Origin of the sequence: Roseobacter sp. MED193, from assembly GCF_000152965.1 — a bacterium.
Classification (GTDB): Bacteria; Pseudomonadota; Alphaproteobacteria; order Rhodobacterales; family Rhodobacteraceae; genus Pseudophaeobacter.
In genome coordinates, this window is record NZ_AANB01000013.1 from 42491 (window position 1) to 58095 (window position 15605).

Annotated in this window: 19 protein-coding genes and 3 pseudogenes; 8 read left to right on the forward strand and 14 right to left on the reverse strand. The window is 59.7% G+C overall.

The window, feature by feature from the left end; genetic code table 11:
* Genes MED193_RS02100 through MED193_RS02130 form a run of 7 tightly spaced genes read right to left on the reverse strand, consistent with a single transcriptional unit; the run spans position 1 to position 4633 of the window.
* Positions 1-456: a DUF411 domain-containing protein gene (locus MED193_RS02100; protein WP_009807976.1), complete on the reverse strand. Its 456-nt coding sequence runs from the start codon at positions 454-456 to the stop codon at positions 1-3.
* 3 nt (positions 457-459) lie between these two features.
* Entirely contained in the window at positions 460-1833 is a 1374-nt protein-coding gene (locus tag MED193_RS02105; RefSeq protein ID WP_009807977.1) for a M23 family metallopeptidase, read from the reverse strand.
* Positions 1830-2456: an SCO family protein gene (locus MED193_RS02110; protein WP_009807978.1), complete on the reverse strand. Its 627-nt coding sequence runs from the start codon at positions 2454-2456 to the stop codon at positions 1830-1832. The genes MED193_RS02105 and MED193_RS02110 overlap by 4 nt, the downstream gene beginning before the upstream one ends.
* Positions 2456-2923: a copper chaperone PCu(A)C gene (locus MED193_RS02115; RefSeq protein WP_009807979.1), complete on the reverse strand. Its 468-nt coding sequence runs from the start codon at positions 2921-2923 to the stop codon at positions 2456-2458. Before MED193_RS02115 ends, MED193_RS02110 begins: the two co-directional genes overlap by 1 nt.
* A 23-nt stretch (positions 2924-2946) precedes the next feature.
* The gene (locus MED193_RS02120) at positions 2947-3606 is read right to left on the reverse strand and encodes a thioredoxin domain-containing protein (protein WP_009807980.1); all 660 of its coding nucleotides are present in this window, start codon (positions 3604-3606) and stop codon (positions 2947-2949) included.
* A complete protein-coding gene (locus MED193_RS02125; protein ID WP_009807981.1) occupies positions 3603-4025 on the reverse strand; it encodes a disulfide bond formation protein B in 423 nt (140 codons plus the stop codon). The genes MED193_RS02120 and MED193_RS02125 overlap by 4 nt, the downstream gene beginning before the upstream one ends.
* 5 nt (positions 4026-4030) lie before the next feature.
* Entirely contained in the window at positions 4031-4633 is a 603-nt protein-coding gene (locus tag MED193_RS02130; RefSeq protein ID WP_009807982.1) for an SCO family protein, read from the reverse strand.
* Positions 4634-4805: 172 nt separating this feature from the next.
* Between MED193_RS02130 and MED193_RS02135 the strand changes: the two genes are divergently transcribed.
* The 7 genes and pseudogenes from MED193_RS02135 to MED193_RS22485 form a co-directional block, all read left to right on the forward strand.
* Positions 4806-5234, forward strand: coding sequence for a helix-turn-helix domain-containing protein (locus MED193_RS02135; RefSeq protein ID WP_039965742.1), 429 nt, complete (start codon positions 4806-4808; stop codon positions 5232-5234).
* Position 5235: 1 nt separating this feature from the next.
* A complete protein-coding gene (locus MED193_RS02140; protein WP_009807984.1) occupies positions 5236-5562 on the forward strand; it encodes a YnfA family protein in 327 nt (108 codons plus the stop codon).
* A 198-nt stretch (positions 5563-5760) separates the two neighbouring features.
* Positions 5761-6357: a cation transporter gene (locus MED193_RS02145; protein WP_009807985.1), complete on the forward strand. Its 597-nt coding sequence runs from the start codon at positions 5761-5763 to the stop codon at positions 6355-6357.
* 95 nt (positions 6358-6452) lie between these two features.
* Complete coding sequence (locus MED193_RS02150) at positions 6453-7208, forward strand: transglutaminase family protein (RefSeq protein WP_039965763.1); 756 nt, start codon at positions 6453-6455, stop codon at positions 7206-7208.
* Positions 7198-8115, forward strand: a complete 918-nt coding sequence (locus MED193_RS02155) for a cation diffusion facilitator family transporter (RefSeq protein WP_009807987.1) — start codon at positions 7198-7200, stop codon at positions 8113-8115. Before MED193_RS02150 ends, MED193_RS02155 begins: the two co-directional genes overlap by 11 nt.
* Positions 8112-8669: an isoprenylcysteine carboxylmethyltransferase family protein gene (locus MED193_RS02160; RefSeq protein WP_009807988.1), complete on the forward strand. Its 558-nt coding sequence runs from the start codon at positions 8112-8114 to the stop codon at positions 8667-8669. The genes MED193_RS02155 and MED193_RS02160 overlap by 4 nt, the downstream gene beginning before the upstream one ends.
* 140 nt (positions 8670-8809) lie before the next feature.
* A pseudogene (locus MED193_RS22485) lies at positions 8810-9263 on the forward strand (L,D-transpeptidase); the annotation flags it as partial.
* A gap of 25 nt (positions 9264-9288) precedes the next feature.
* Here the strand turns inward: MED193_RS22485 and MED193_RS22490 are convergent.
* From MED193_RS22490 to MED193_RS02175, 3 genes and pseudogenes are all read right to left on the reverse strand, one after another.
* Positions 9289-10827 (reverse strand): annotated as a pseudogene (locus MED193_RS22490) (ISL3 family transposase).
* Positions 10828-10982: 155 nt separating this feature from the next.
* Positions 10983-11306: pseudogene (gene petA / locus MED193_RS02170) on the reverse strand (ubiquinol-cytochrome c reductase iron-sulfur subunit); the annotation flags it as partial.
* Positions 11307-11412: 106 nt separating this feature from the next.
* Entirely contained in the window at positions 11413-11937 is a 525-nt protein-coding gene (locus MED193_RS02175) for a hypothetical protein (protein ID WP_009807993.1), read from the reverse strand.
* A 27-nt stretch (positions 11938-11964) separates the two neighbouring features.
* Here MED193_RS02175 and MED193_RS02180 point away from each other — a divergent pair, with 27 nt between their 5' ends.
* Entirely contained in the window at positions 11965-12579 is a 615-nt protein-coding gene (locus MED193_RS02180) for a Crp/Fnr family transcriptional regulator (RefSeq protein ID WP_009807994.1), read from the forward strand.
* A 5-nt stretch (positions 12580-12584) separates the two neighbouring features.
* Here the strand turns inward: MED193_RS02180 and MED193_RS02185 are convergent, their stop codons facing one another.
* The 4 genes from MED193_RS02185 to MED193_RS02200 are packed head-to-tail and all read right to left on the reverse strand — an operon-like array spanning position 12585 to position 15602.
* Complete coding sequence (locus MED193_RS02185) at positions 12585-13037, reverse strand: DUF411 domain-containing protein (protein ID WP_009807995.1); 453 nt, start codon at positions 13035-13037, stop codon at positions 12585-12587.
* Positions 13034-13948, reverse strand: a complete 915-nt coding sequence (locus MED193_RS02190) for a sterol desaturase family protein (RefSeq protein ID WP_212733583.1) — start codon at positions 13946-13948, stop codon at positions 13034-13036. Before MED193_RS02190 ends, MED193_RS02185 begins: the two co-directional genes overlap by 4 nt.
* A 3-nt stretch (positions 13949-13951) precedes the next feature.
* Positions 13952-14938, reverse strand: a complete 987-nt coding sequence (locus tag MED193_RS02195; RefSeq protein WP_009807997.1) for a cation diffusion facilitator family transporter — start codon at positions 14936-14938, stop codon at positions 13952-13954.
* Between the two features lie 7 nt (positions 14939-14945).
* Positions 14946-15602, reverse strand: a complete 657-nt coding sequence (locus MED193_RS02200; RefSeq protein ID WP_009807998.1) for a TVP38/TMEM64 family protein — start codon at positions 15600-15602, stop codon at positions 14946-14948.
* Between the last annotated feature and the right edge of the window lie 3 nt (positions 15603-15605).

Genomic DNA, 15605 nt, shown 5'->3' on the forward strand with positions numbered 1-15605 from the left:
TTATCCTTCGGCGTAGCTTGAAAAGACTTCGGTCGACCCGTCCTCGCGGATGAGGAAGACATCATAAGCTTCACGGTTTTCTTCCGGCCCCATGCCGGGCGAGCCATAGGGCATTCCCGGAACGGCGAGGCCGACGGCGTCCGGGCGTTCCTCAAGAAGGCGGCGGATATCAGCGGCCGGGACATGGCCTTCAATCACGTAGCCCTCTATGAGCGCGGTATGGCAGGAGACCATGCGCTGCGGCACGCCGTTGTCGAGCTTGAAACGAACCAGCGACCCGCCAAACATGTTCTCGCCCGTCGGCGCGAATCCGTTTTCCTCGAGATGGTTCATCCAGGACAGGCAGCAGCCGCATCCGTTGGTCTTGCGGACGTCTATCGCTGTTGCCTCTGCGAGGGCCTGGGCCGCCGGGAACAGGGCGAGCGCGATGGTCAGAGCTTGGGTCATGCGTTTCATGGGTCAGAGCCTTTCGGTTGTCGTCTGGGCAATTTCGCTGTCAAGGTTTTCAGTCAGAAGCGCGCGCGCCTCGGTCAGACGCAACAGCGCGGCGGTATCATCCACCTCGTTCTCTGCGGCTTCGGCGAGCCTGTCGTCAGAGAGAGGGTCAGTCGGACGCCCATCTACGAGGACTTCGTAGTGCAGGTTGGGACCTGTCGCTGTGCCGGTTGCGCCAACGCGGCCGATCACATCTCCCGCCGCCACGCGTTGGCCCTGTGTTAGGCCCTCCGACACGGCGCTGAGATGCGCGTAGCGCGTCATGGTCTCGGAGCCATGGGAGATTTCGACCACGCGTCCATAACCGCCTCGCCAGCCGATGAAGCTGACCCGGCCCGGTGCCGTCGTCCGTACCGGCGTCCCGCTTGCCGCGGCAAAATCGACGCCGGTGTGCATCCGGACGTTTCCGTAGACAGGATGTGTGCGGCGCCCGAACACCGAGCTGAGGCGAGCGCCCTCGACTGGCTGTGCAAAGACGCGAAGCACCTCGCCATCGACGTAGATCGTCGCCTGACCGCTGCCGTCGTCCGGCCAAACGATCTCGTAAAGCGAATCGCCGATTTCCAGTGCGGCGAAGGCGAGGTCCGGCTGTCCGATCTTGTCATCGCCGACGCGCGTCTCGCGCCAGAGAAGCCTTAGTGTCTCGCCTCCAGCCATCTCACGGCGGAAATCCACGGTTCCACCCAGCATTTGCGCAAGGTCCACGGCAAATCGGGCGGGGATGCCGGCATTGTCGAGTGCCGCGAAGATCGAGGTGTCGATCACGGCCTCCCCAGCAAGGGTTACGATCTCCGGATCCGGCGCCACGACCTGCGTGGACACCTGCTCGCCAAAAAGCACCTCGATCCGCACCCCGTCCTCGACGGCGAGCGAGACGGTGCGGGGGCTGCCATCCATAGTCGAAACAACAGTGACCGAATTCCCCGGCCGCAACCGTCGCAGATCGTATTCCGCGCCAAGTGCAAGGGCGACTTCCGCCCTGTCGGCTCCCGCAAGACCGGCTTCGGAAAGCAAGGAGTCGAGCGTTTCACCAGAAGAGATGTCGCGAGACCAAGTCAACAGGGGCGGTTCGATGGCCTGCATCGGCCTGTCAACAACAGCGGCCTGCAGCAGGGGCAAGGGGCCGAAGCCGGGTGTATCTTCCACCCACGCCGTAGCTGGCAGCGACAACGGAATATCCAGGCTCCGGGGAGCTTCAGGACGCTGGGGCATCCAGCTACCTGCCTGGGCAAGTTCTGGCGGCACGGGTTCTTTCGACAGAACATCGAAGAATGCGATAGCCGCCCCCGAAACGGTCCCCGCAAGCGCGACACCTGCCGCAAAAGTTCTGAGCCTCATGTCGCTCCCTCCGTTTCTTCTTCCAACGCGCGGCGGATCTTCGGTACCGCGAATTCCCTCGGTTCATGATAGTCAATCATGGTGACGAACCGTCCAGCGGCACCGAACAGGAAGACGCTGGCCGTGTGGTTCATCGTGTAGTCGCCGCCTTCCGTGGGCACCCGCTCGTAGGCAGCGCGGAAGCCGTCCGCGATGCGCGCAATCTGCCCCTCCGGTCCCGTCCAGCCGCGGATCGCTGGGTGGAAATAACTGACATATTCTGCCATCGCCTCGACGGTATCGCGCTCGGGATCGACCGTGATGAAAACCACGTTCAACTGTTTGGCTTCGTCTCCTAAATCGTCGAGCCAACCTGAAATGTCCGAGAGCGTGGTCGGGCAGACATCGGGGCAGTAAGTGAAACCGAAGAACGCCATCGTCGGTCGCCCGATCAGGGTTTCCGGCCCGACCTCGTTGCCTTCATGGTCAGTCAGGCGGAAATCCATCTCGGTCAGAGCCATAGGCCGCTGCTCGATAGGTTCGGGCGCACCGGGTCCGTCGACCCGCCACCAACCGACGAAGAGCGTCAAGGCAATTGCACCGGCACCGGCCGCGCCGTATCCTGCGATCGTCCTTCGTCGCATTAGTCTTCCGGTCCGCGTGCGGCGATGCCAAGGATCGGCACCTCGACTGTCACCTCGCCCCCGTCGACAAAAAGTAGGGTCAGCGGAAAGGTTTCCCCTTCCGTCATGGGTTGTTGTAGCCGCATCAACATCGCGTGGAGGCCGCCCGGCTCAAGCGCGACGCTCTCGCCCGGGGCGATCGCGATCTCACCTGCCGCGCTCATGGAACTCACACCTTCGGCATTGGTCTTCGTCTCGTGGATCTCGGGCATCATCGCGAGGGGTGTTGAAAGACCAATCAGCGTCACCGGCTCGTCGCCAGTGTTGCGGATCGTCATGTAGGCGGCCCCGGGGCGGTTCATCCCTATGGAGGCGCGGGACCAGGCGCTTTCGACGACGACATCCACGGGTCCGGCCAGTGCGGGTACTGAGAGCCCTCCAAAGGTCAAGAGCGCGGCCAGTGTGCCCGTCATAATAATCTTTTTCATCGTTTTGGTCCTGCCTTTTCCATTCAGCTTTGCACGGCGGCAACTTCCGCGGCCACTAATCGACGCAGTTCTGCCTCCCCGAATGGATCGAGCGACTTGCCGTTTACAAAGAAAGTAGGAGTCTGGCGAACTCCCACGGTTTCGACGTCCGCACGATCCTGATTCAGGATCGCAACGACATCCGGTGCCAGCATTTGCGTGCGCGCGGCCTCTGCATCGAGTCCGGCAGTGGCGGCGATCTGGAGGATCAGACCGGGCTCAGGCGCGCCGTGCGACGCCCATCTCGGCTGATCCCGCAGAACGGCTTCGAGCACCGGCTCGTAAACGCCTTGCATGCGTGCTGCCTCGAGCACGCGGATCGCTTCCTCGGATGCCTCGCCATGAAACGCGGTGTAGCGGATAACGACGCGGACGGCATCTCCATGCTGTGCCATGATGTCCTTCACGATCGGATGGAAGGCGCGGCAAGCCTCGCAGGCCGGGTCAAAGAATTCGACAATCGTGACGGGCGCGTCGGCAGGTCCGAGGATGGGCGAGTAAGAGCGGATCATCGCGTCCGCGAGTTCCGGCGCAACGGTTTTTGCTTCGGCCGCGGGGCCGGGGCGAGTCGCGTACCAAGTGGCTCCGCCGAAACCGGCAACGCCGAGGGCGAGAACGGACAGGATTAAGCCGCGTCGATTCATGTTTGTGTTTCCTTCAATGAAAGTGCCGACAGGAACCCGATCAGTGCGAAGGCGACCAGCGCCATCAGCGGGATCGGAATGCCGAAGACCAATTGGTTATCATCGGTGCAAGAGGGGCCGGTGGCCGTGCAGGGCTGGATGCGTTCGGGGATCAGGCCCGCGTAGAGGCCCATGTGCCACAGGGCGACCACGCCACCACCAAGCGCCAGAGCGATGCCATAGCGCCCGACGCTGCCGTCTCGCCACCAAAGGCCGAGGCCGAGAATGATCGCGAGCGGGAACATGAAGGCGCGCTGGAACCAGCACAGCACGCAGGGTGTCTGCCCCATCACTTCGCCGATGAAAAGTACAGCAAGCGAGGCGACGAGGGCAACGATCCATGCCAGCCCGAGGGCGGTTTCTGCGGGTACGCGGTTCATGTCGGTCAGATCCTCTCTTCCAGATCGGCGAGAATCTCTTCAGCGGACGTGCCATAGGGCCATGAGTCTGCAAAGCCTGCCTCGGGGTCGAATAGAAACAGATGTGACGTGTGGCCAATTGTGTAGCCATCCGGAGCTGTAGCCTCTTCGATGCGTTCAAAGAAGATCGGAAACGTTTCGGATGTAGCGGCGATCTGTTCGGGCGTACCTGTCAGCCCGATGATGTTCGCATCGAACAGCGGAACGAATTCGGCGAGTGCCATGGGCGTGTCCCGTTCGGGGTCGATGGTTATGAAAATCGGCTGGACCCTCGCGGCATTGTCGCCCAGACCGTCCATCACCGCCGCGACCTCAGACAGTGTCGACGGGCAGACATCGGGGCAGTTGCTGAAGCCGAAAAATACCAACATCCAACGCCCCGAAAAGTCTTCTTCTGTGCGAACCATACCTTGGTGGTCCGTCAATTCGAATGCGGCGAGAAACGCCGGATCGGTGTCGGTTCGGGCGCGGTCAGCGCGATAGTCCGACCAGAGCAAAAGCCATACGAAGGCAAGCGCCGCGGCGCCTGCCAAAACCCAAAGAAATTTCTGTGCCGATGTAAGGGACAAACCTGCGCGCCTGATTTTGATTCTTGATTATTGTCGCGTCTACATCCTCTAGCTACTAGAGGTTCAAGCGCTAATTCACGTTGTGGCTTAAACTCACGCGTCTGTGAATCCGGCACTTGTCTATTGGGGCGGCAAAACCTACTAAGACTGTAACTTTTTCATGGAGGCGAAGATGCTCACGATCGGCACTCTGTCAAAGAAGACCGGCACAAAGGTGCAGACAATTCGGTACTACGAGCAGATCGGGCTCATGCCCGAACCTGGCCGGACTGAAGGCGGACAGAGGCGCTATGACAACGCACAGCTCGACCGACTGTCCTTCATCCGCCATTCGCGACAACTCGGCTTCTCGCTTGATGCGATCCGCGAGCTGCTCGACCTCAGCGACCAGCCCAATCGGCCCTGCGAAGAAGCCGACGCGATTGCGCGTCGCCAGCTAAAGCAGGTGGAGCAGCGCATGGCCCGTCTGAAGGCGCTGCGCACCGAACTGAAACGCATGGTTCACGAATGCAGCGGTGGACGTACCGCCGATTGCAAGGTGCTTGAGGTGTTGCGGGATCATTCCGAATGTTTGACCGAACATGACGAGATCGGCGCCTGAGATGCCTGCCGCGCTTGCATACCCGCTTGCGGCCTTGGCCGAGATCGCCGGGTGCTTCGCGATCTGGAGCTGGTGGCGCCTCGGCGCATCCGCGGCTTGGCTCGTACCCGGTATTGTAGCCTTGGTGGTATTCGGGTGGCTTCTGGCGCAAGTCGAAACGGTTGCTGCGGGCCGCGCCTTTGCCGCCTATGGCGGAGTCTACATTGCGGCTTCGGTACTGTGGATGTGGCTTGCAGAGGGTCACAGACCGGACAGGTGGGATGCGCTTGGCACAGCCGTTTGCTTGCTCGGCGCAGCTATAATACTGGCCGCGCCACGAACCAATTGAACTTTATGGTTTGAACTTGAAACCGTCTCAAATCGCGATCTCATCGCCCCATAAAAAGGGCTATGCTCTGCATTGGTTGGGGCGCCTGCCTGAAAGCTCCCGACGGTCGTACGTGGAACTGACCATCAATAATCAATCCGGAACCCTGATCTGCCAGAGAGGTTGAAAGATCATAGTTCACAAATTGGAATGGGAAGTATGGCGGCAGAAAAACGAGCAGAAAGACGCACACTTTGGATCGTTCTCGGTCTCAATATCAGTCTTGCTGCGGCCTTTTTCGCAACTGGGACCTTCGGGGATTCCAGTGCCCTGATCGCCAACGGGCTCGACAACCTTTCAGACAGCTTGGTCTACGCAATCAGTCTGTTTGCATTGTCGCGGTCTGCGAAATGGAAACGTGGCGCGGCGAATGTCTCGGGCGGCCTGCTGATCGTGTTCGCCATCGGGATCCTTTATGATGCTTGGCGCCGCTATGTCGGTGGGTCGGATCCCCTTGGCACCGTTATGATCGTCATGGCGCTGATCGCGGCGGCCATCAACTCAGTTTGTGTCTGGTTGCTCGCTCGGCTCAAAGATCCGGACGTCAACATCCGCGCGGCCAATACTTTCAGCTGGAACGACTTTGCGGCAAACCTCGGAATCGTAGTCGCAGGTGGCCTCGTTGCCTGGCTGGGAACGAACTGGCCCGACCTAGTCGTCGGTGTGATTATCGCCGGGATCGCGGCCTGGGGCGGTGTCAATATCCTACGCGACGCACACGGTGAACACCACAAAGCAGTTCACACGGACAAGTAGTTGCGAGAGATCGTTTCTAAAAGAAGGGGTTGAAGCTACAGTAACTATAGAGACTAGTCTGTTCCAAGACGATTCGAGGAGCGACTCCGTTGCAGATAACCAACCCCCTACTTGCACCCACCAAACTACTGGATTTTGATGCCGCGCCTCTTGCGCATCTAATAGAGAGCCGCAGCTGGCGCGACTTATCCGAATACGATCGGATCGGAGCTGCCTATGATTTCGTTCGAAATGAAATCGCGTTCGGATACAATCGAGCTGACGACATCCCCGCATCCGAGGTACTTTCCGACGGCTACGGGCAGTGCAATACCAAAGGCACGCTCTTAATGGCGCTGCTGCGTGGTGTTGGCGTTCGTTGCCGGTTGCATGGGTTTACGATCCACAAAGGCTTGCAGCGCGGTGTTGTCCCAGAGTTGGTGTATCCGCTTGCTCCAGAGGAAATTCTCCACTCGTGGGTAGAGATCGAATTTCAAGGGGCCTGGATCAACCTTGAAGGCTTCATCCTGGATGACGCTTTCCTCGAAGTCCTGCAAAGATCGTTCTCGGACACGGACAGTGTCTGCGGTTATGGCGCGGGCACGGATTGCCTTGGCGCGCCTCCCGTCGCCTGGAACGGAGAAGATACCTACATTCAGAAAACCGGCATCGTGCAAGATTTCGGCGTGTACGATACGCCCGACGCCTTCTATTTGTCCCATGAGCAATCCTTTGGAAGGCTGCGTGGTGCCCTTTACCGTCATATAATACGCCACTGGATGAATGCGCGCGTACGTGGTTTCCGCAGCGGCCGCCTGAAGACTGACCGACGCGCGACACACGCGCATGAGGAGCCTGCCAATGCCGCATGATCACGGGCACGCGAATATCGATCCGAATTCTGGGGATCGACGGGTTGCGATCGCGATCTGGGCGAATGGGCTACTTACTGTTGCGCAAATCGTCGGGGGCATATTGTCGGGCAGTCTAGCACTTATCGCCGATGCGCTGCACAACTTTTCCGATATGGCCTCGCTTGTCATTGCCTTCGCCGCGCGCAAGATCGCGCGCCGCCCGGCCGATGAGCGCATGACTTTCGGCTATGGCCGGGTCGAAATCGTCGCTGCCCTGATCAACTACACCACCCTGATCGTGATCGGCTTCTACCTGATCTACGAAGGTGGCATGCGCATGATTGATCCACCCGAAGTCATGGGGTGGACCGTCGTCATTCTCGGTGGAATTGCGCTTGTGGTCGACACGCTGACCGCAATGCTGACCTATTCGATGCAGAAGGGGAGCGTGAACATCCGCGCGCTGTTTCTCCACAACCTTTCGGACGCGTTGGCTTCAGTGGCCGTCATAGTCGGCGGGACGCTCATTATACTTTATGATATGCGTTGGGTGGATCCGGCCATCACCATCGGCATCGCGCTCTACATCCTGTATCTGTCCTTCACCGAAATAGGGGCCCCAATTCGAACCCTGATGCTTGGGAGCCCACCAGATATTGATGGAAATGACGTGGTCAGAGCGATCCAGATTGTCGATGGCGTTGTGGACGTGCATCATGTCCACCTGTGGCAAATGCAGGAGAACGCTGCGGCATTGGACTGCCATATTGTTGTCGAACGCGACCGGATGGGTGAGGCCGACAAAATTAAAGAAAACGTCAAATCGGTGCTGCATGAACGTTTCTCAATCGAGCATTCCACGCTTGAATTCGAAGCGACCGACAATGCGCATCAGGAGGCGCAGGTGTTCGGACACCGCTCATGACGATTGCCCAAGGCATACTAGTGGTCGTAGGCCTGCTGTCCGGTCTGGTTTTGATTGGTGCGCTCCTTTGGTCGATCGTCCGCCCGTCCAAGCGCATCTGGCCTCCAAACAGAGAGCATTCAGTCATACCAATCATTGCATGGGGCCTCACATTGGCCGTGTTTGGGGCGGTGATCGGTTTGGGCATCGTGGATTGGAAATCCGCTTCTATGCCCAACGCGCTCCGTTGGGCAGTCGGGCCGTTCTTGATCGCAATCGGAAATCTGATCGCCTGGTGGGGGGCATTCATCATTGGACTGAAAGCCACCAGTGGGGTGAGAGACGAGCTGATCACTTCGGGTCTCTACCGTTTCTCTCGGAATCCGCAGTATCTTGCCGACATGGCCATCCTAATAGGTTTGGGTCTTCTCTTCGCCTCACCTTGGGTTTGGCCTGTCGTCATCGTTGGAGTTGCCGCGCTGGCCCTTGCCCCGCTCGCAGAAGAGCCATGGCTGTGCGAACAATACGGCACCAAGTATCGCAACTATTGCGCTGAAACACGTAGATATCTCTAGTCTCGCCGCCTCACGAGAACGTCATCAATTTTCGGTTGAAGCTCTAGCAGCTAGAGGTCGTATCCGTTCATCAACAAAAGGGCGAGGCAAAGTATATTACTGATTCAAAGAAAACACGGTGCCAGTTCGTCTCGACAACTATGATCGGACTTCTGGGAACACCTTCCCTTCTCCGTGCTCAGGAGCAGGAGCCCTCGGCGGTACGCAGAAATATTTCTGTCCTTCAGTGCGGATCCCTGGCAAGACCACTTCGATAACCTTCAGCACGGTGCAATTATGTGCGACATTGACTCGCGTGCAGTCCAGTACTGGTCGGAAGACGAAAGTGTTTACAAACTCTACCCTTCAAGTGTCCCCGCCTCGGAAGAGCTGACCCGCCGAGGATATACAGAGGTTATAAGGAAGGTGGAGAGGCCCAGTTGGCGGCCCACTCCATCAATGAAAGAGCGCAACCCCGAATGGCCTGACTATTGGCCGCCGGGTCCTGACAACCCGCTTGGAACCCACGTGCTTTATTTGTCGTGGCTGTATTACCGGGTGCACGGGACCGGGGACACACGCAAGATCGGGCGCCAGTCATCAAACGGTTGTGTCGCGTAGCCTTTAATTGGGCTCTGCCTCAATCTGTGTGGCGGAACGGTAGCATTCTCGCCCGCAACAATTCTGGACCGGCTCGGCCGTACATGGCGCGCTTGAGGGTTTTCAGGCGGTTGATCTGACCTTCCGCCTGGCCGTTGTTACAGGGCATCTCGATCGCCTTTTTGACCACATTGAAGTCCCGGTTCAAGGTGCGGGCGAAGCGCACAATGGGCGTCAGGCCGGTTTCGATGGCGTCGTCGATCCATGCAGGGAGCGGACCCGCTTGGCGGCCACGCATGATACCGTTGAAACGCATGGCGAGGCTGCGCATCGTTGTGAAGGCGGGAGAACCGGCTTTGAGCGTGTCGACTTTCCGCGCCTGATCCGAGGTGAGCTTTCCGCTGGGTTTGATGCACAGCGCGGCCGCAATGACCGGAGAGATCGCATGCCCCGTTTCCGGGCCCCGGACCGGCTCCAGGATCTGGTGCTCCACGGCGGGGCCCTTCGTTTGCTTTTCGGCTCTGCGCCCGCCCGCCAGCAGCCGCTTTTAATGCGACTGACTCCCCTCGTAACCACGCTCTTGGATCATACGGTACAGGGCGCTGCCTGTTCGAATGCCGTCCTTCCAGCTTTGGCTCAGGAATTCTTCAAAGTACCACGGCGAAGTCGGTTTCAAAGCGGCCTGTTTGCGGTCCGGTGGCGTCTCGAACTGCAGCCATTTCGCGATGCTGCGGCGCGGGAACCCTGTTCGTCGCCCGATCTCGCTACAGTTAAGCCCCTGATTTCGGAGCGCATGGATGGTGGTGAAAATCTCTTCCCGAGATGTCCTGTGCGCAAGGCGTGACTTCAGAAGGCTGCCGGCTGCGGTGATATTGTCGGCGTCGGCCAGCAGCGCTCTGCCGGTCTCAGGGCCGTGGAGGTTCATTTGCTCCTCAATGGCCTGCCGCAGGTTTTGCACGATATGGAACCGATCAGCGACCTGCTTCGCCTGCGGTGCCCCTTGCCGTGCAGTCTAGGCGTAGAGACCACACCGATCTCTGCTAATCACTTTCACCTCGGGGTGTCGCTTGAGCCAGTTGGTGCAGGTGACGACATCTCGATCCTCAAGAATGTCGATCACCACGCGACGCTCCAGATCCACAATGATCGTGCCGTAGGTTTGCGACTTCCGCCAGCTCCAGTCGTCAATCCCGATGACCGTCGGCGGCTTGGCGGTGCCCTGAGCACGCTTTTTCAACTGCCTGAGCACCGTGTAATCGCTGACCCCAAGGCCCAAACGGTGCAAGAGCCGTTCGGCAGGCCGTCCGCCGGTTGCATGCCCAAGATGACTGACAATCTCCCCGACACGCGAAGTGCTACGTGCAAACGGATGCGCAATCGAGGTGAGTTGGTCTGCGAAAGTCCGGCGTGGGCAAGCGGGTGCCAAACATCGCCAACGGCAAATCGCGAGATCAACCGTTACCTCCTCTCCATGGGCGGGATAATCCTGCAACCGCCGACGCCGCCAGCCGTGACGTCGGCGTGAATGCAATCCACAGTCTGGGCAGATGCCGCTTGGTGTCAGACTGCCCGATACGATCCACCCGCCGAAATCACTTCGCTCAACGCATTGAACCGAAACTTCGGCCCCGGGCGACCAGTGCTTCTTCGAGCTCACAACCATCCCTCCTGAATTTTCCTGTTTCAGGATAGTTGCGCCACACAAAGTGAGGCAGAGCCCAATTAAGGGCTACGCGACGCCAGCGCATCGGCGGGCAGATTGGGGTTGCGCGCCTTGCCGTCAGGCTGGTCAGAGACCGCCTCTGCCCGAGCCTGAGCCATTTCTGCCTCTGTGCGATGACGGATAAAGACAGGTTTTCCGCGCCAGTTGACGGTCAATTGCGTTCCAGGCGCGAGATCGGAAATGTCGACAGTGATCTGTGCCAAGGCGCGGACATCGGCGGAAGGGTTCATCTGGTTCACCAGTGGCCAGAGCGCGGCCCCTGCGGCCACGACCCCCGCCCCGGCCGTTGCGTAATACAGGAAATCCCTGCGCGCGGTATCCTCTGACGCTTCCATCACGGGACATGTGTCCATGTCTCCCGCGCGGGAAGGTCAACACGCGAGATGTAACGTTTTGTCAGTGCACCTCTCTACGGATCAACAAACAAGCCGTGTCGGCGCGTCAATGGTGCGGGGCTGCGCCTTTTGCCATCATGAGGTGGTGCTCCTGGTGATGCGCCCCGATGGTCATCAGGCCAAAGAAACCAAGTCCCTGAATCTGAGCGGCATCGCCATCGACACTGAGCGCCACGCCATCTTCGAGTTCCTCCGTGACAACGTCCCAGCCGGTTTCAGCCGCAAGAAAGGGCGCATGGGCGGGCACCATGGCGCGGATGGCTTCGAGAACACGGGGGGTGCCCCGAATCTCGAACCGGGCCCCTTCCGGCCGCAGGGTGCGGGTGACCACGGCCTCTTGGGTCAGAAGGTCCATATCGACCAGATGGCGGCGCAATCCGTCGATATCGACCCGCTCCCAATCTGTCTCGGGATCGGCCTGCAGGATCGCAACGATCTCCGCCAGGGCGGCAAAGGCCGATTGCCCGGTTTCCTGCGGTCCACCCATGTCATGGCCAGTCGCGGAATGGGCGTGCTGAGCGGCCACGGGTGCGGCCATCACTATGGCAAGGACGAAGGGAATGAGACGCATGGACGGATCCTTCAATGGGGTGATGTCATGTTTACGCTAGCAGGGGCGGATGCATCGCAATATGATTTCAATCATATGTTGCCAGGCCCCTATGATCTTATCCCGAGCTCAGCCCTGCGCCCACTCTCCGGCGCGGTTGGCGATGTGGTGTTTCATCAAGGTGGATCCACCCATGGTCTCTATGTCGTGCAAACCGGACGCGTGCATCTCGAGCGGGTCGGCCCAGATGGCGAGCGGTTCATCATTCACCGTGCCCAAGCCGGAACAAGCTTTGCCGAAGCTTCGGTGTTTTCAGAGGTCTATCATTGCGATGCGGTCTGTGTTGAGGCCGGAGCGCTGATCCGGATCGACAAGGCTGCCGTCTTGGCCGCCTTTGCCGACCCGGCATTTGCCCGCGCCTATGGCCGTCAGGCCGCTCAACAGATACAGGCGCAGCGACAGATGCTCGAGATCGTCGGAATTCGGCTTGCAGAAGACCGGGTGATGGCGGGTCTGGTCGCGGGCCTGCTCGAAGGCTCCGTGGTCGAGTTCGCCGCCCGGTTACAGCTGAGCCATGAGGCGACCTACAGGGCGCTGCGAAAGCTTGTGCAGGACGGGCGGGTCAAAAACCCCGCCCGCGGGATTTATCACCTGCGCCCATGACCCGATCAGCTGTGGCTCGCGAAGACCGAGGTCACCCCGTCGGAGCCGACAAGCAAGGTATCAAAAGTGTCACCAGCCCCGGGACCGCCCATGCCGGGCGAACTCATCGGCATGCCGGGAACCGTCAACCCGCGCGCCACCGGTTGTTCTGCCAGCAGCCGCGTGATGTCCGCGGCAGGCACGTGGCCCTCGATAAAATAGTCACTTATGATCGCCGTGTGACATCCAGCAAGTTCCGGAGCGATTTGTAGCCGGTCTTTGAACGCATAAAGCGCATCCTGATCGACATCCTGCGCCTCGACCGTGAAGCCCGCTTGCCGGACATGATCGACCCAGGCGGTACAGCACCCGCAGGTGGGGGTTTTCAGGACTTTAATGACCGGTTCTGTGTTGGCCAGTGCTCGCAGGGGGAGTGTGGCAGCCGCTCCGGCCAGCAAAAATGTGCGTCTTTTCATCATGTGTTCCTTTTTGAAGTATCCGAGACCGTAGAACTGTGTGTTTGAGAGTCCAGAGGCTGTTCCTGCTCTGTCGGCGAGAGGGCGGGTGCATCCAGGGCGTGCCCGCTTGCCGGCCCGCGAAGGGGCTGGATCAACATCTTGTCGACCCAGAGGTCGCGCGTCGTGCGAAACTGCTCGATGCCGATCGTCATTCCCTCGTGGCCCTTCGCGGGCTGGGCAACGTAAGTACCCATGAGGCGGTCCCACCACGGCAGGTTGAAGCCGTAGTTTGAGTTGGTTTCGCGCGGATCGACAGAATGATGCACGCGGTGCATGTCGGGTGTGACGACGATCCATCTGAGCCACCGGTCGACTGGTCTCGGCAGGTTGATGTTGGCATGGTTGAAGAGTGCCGTGGCGTTGAGGATGATCTCGAACAACAAAACCGCGACGGCGGGCGGACCAAGCGCTGCGACCAAGCTTAGCTTGATCGCCATCGAGATAAGGATCTCAATCGGGTGAAAGCGCAATCCCGTTGTGGCGTCGAACTCGAGGTCCGCGTGGTGCATCCGGTGCAGACGCCACAACGTAGGGACGGCATGGAACATGACGTGTTGCAAATAGATGGCCAGATCGAGAAGCAGCATGGACAGGACAACGGCCAACCAATACGGCGCGCCGATAGTGTTGAATAAACCCCAACCCCGCTCCTCGCCCATGACCGCCAGACCAACGGCCAGGATTGGGAAAGACAACCGCAGGATCGCCGTATCGATCACGACAAGAGCCAGATTGTTCGACCAACGGATGACACGCGGAATGTCACGCCGCCGACGCGGGGCGGCGAGTTCCCAAAGCGCCATGGCGGCCAGCACACTCAAAAACGCCGTCAGACGAATCTCCGGCTCTGCGGCAAGTATCGTGTCCATCACAGTCTATGGCCCTTCTGTGTTAGGGCTTGGGTGCGGATGCGCATCTCGCACATCAGTCTTTTCTTGCGCAGCCTTTGCAGCCGCTATCTGGACTATATCAACATCCAGCGCGTGGCGCTCGTCGAGACACGCGGTTTCGAGCTGCAGCGTGACCATGTGAAACCCATACTGTTCCGTCAGCCGCCGATAGGCCCTGTTCAGCAAGTCCGCGGCCTCGGCGGGTGACTGATGGCGGATATGGGCGGAAAACGCATGTTTGCCGCTGGTCAGCGTCCAGGCATGCACATGGTGAACATCCAGAACCCCGTCCTGGCCGTTCAGGTCCGCCGTCACAGCATCGAGATCCGTTCCCTCGGGCGTGCCCTCCATGAGAATGTAGACCGCTTCCTTGATTACGCCCACAGAGGCCCAGAGGAGAACCACTCCGAACGCCATGCCGAGGATCGGGTCAATTGCCAGAAAGCCGGTGAACTCGATCACGAGAGCGGTGACGATGATCAGGAGGCTGCCGACAAAGGTCTGGATGATGTGCCAGAGCGCGCCACGGGCATTCAGATCGTCTTTGCTCGATTGCCACATCAGCGCCAGAGAGACCACTTCCGTGACCAGGCCCCCGAAGGCGACCCAAAGCATGGGGCCTGTGGCCAGGTGGATCGGATTTCCGAGCCGCATCGCGCCCATCCAGATCACGAGAATCGCCATGCCGAGAAGAAACCCGCCATTCACCAGCGCGCCGATGATCTCGGCGCGGTACCAGCCGAAACTGCGCGCCGAATCCGCTGGACGGCGCGCAATCCGCTGCGCGGTGATGGCCACGAGAACGCCGCCAACCGCCGACAGGGTGTGAAACGCATCCGACAGGACGGCAATCGAGCCAGTCCAGAGCCCGACGGCCAGTTCAATCACGAAGTAGACGCCGGTGAGCCAGGCCGAAATCACAAGGGCCTTGCCGGAGGTGGGCATGTGCCCGGCGTGAGAATGATTGGCCATATCAGCTCTACTCCCGTTGCGCGCCGGTCTTTCGCGTCGCGGCGAAGAGAACCGACAGGCCGGTAAAGCCACCTAGCGCAAGCGCGGTCCATGTGGCGGTGCGGGCATCTCCGTTCATCGCCTGGCTGCCCATGTGAGCGAGCAAAAAACTCGCTGGAATAATCCCGGCCAACGTGGCCAGCGCGAACCTCCAAAGATGCAGCTTGCTCAGACCTGCGGCGTAGCTGATCATATCGAAGGACAGAAACGGCAGTAGGCGACTGCCGAAGACTAGGAAGGTCAGAGTGTTCTGCGACCCAAACAGGCCCGCGTTTATCTTCTGACCGAGATGACGCTCAACGAAGGGACGACCCAGGCCGCGGGCCAGACCAAAGGCGGCAAGCGCACCGAGTTCCGCGCCAAGAACGACAAAGAGTGTCCCGAACGTGTGTCCATAAGCCGCTCCGGCGGCGAGTGCGATCGGCGCGGAGGGCAGGGGGCTTGCGACAATAGCGATTGTCATAAGCGCCACGATAACAATTGGTCCGGCAAGACCTGCCGCCTCGATCCAGCGGTCAATTTCCGCACGATCCGGCAGGCGAATGTCGACGCCAAGGACGTCGGGGAAGGCCAATGCGACGACTCCCATCAAGATCACCGCAAGAAGAAGAATGCGCATCATCATGGT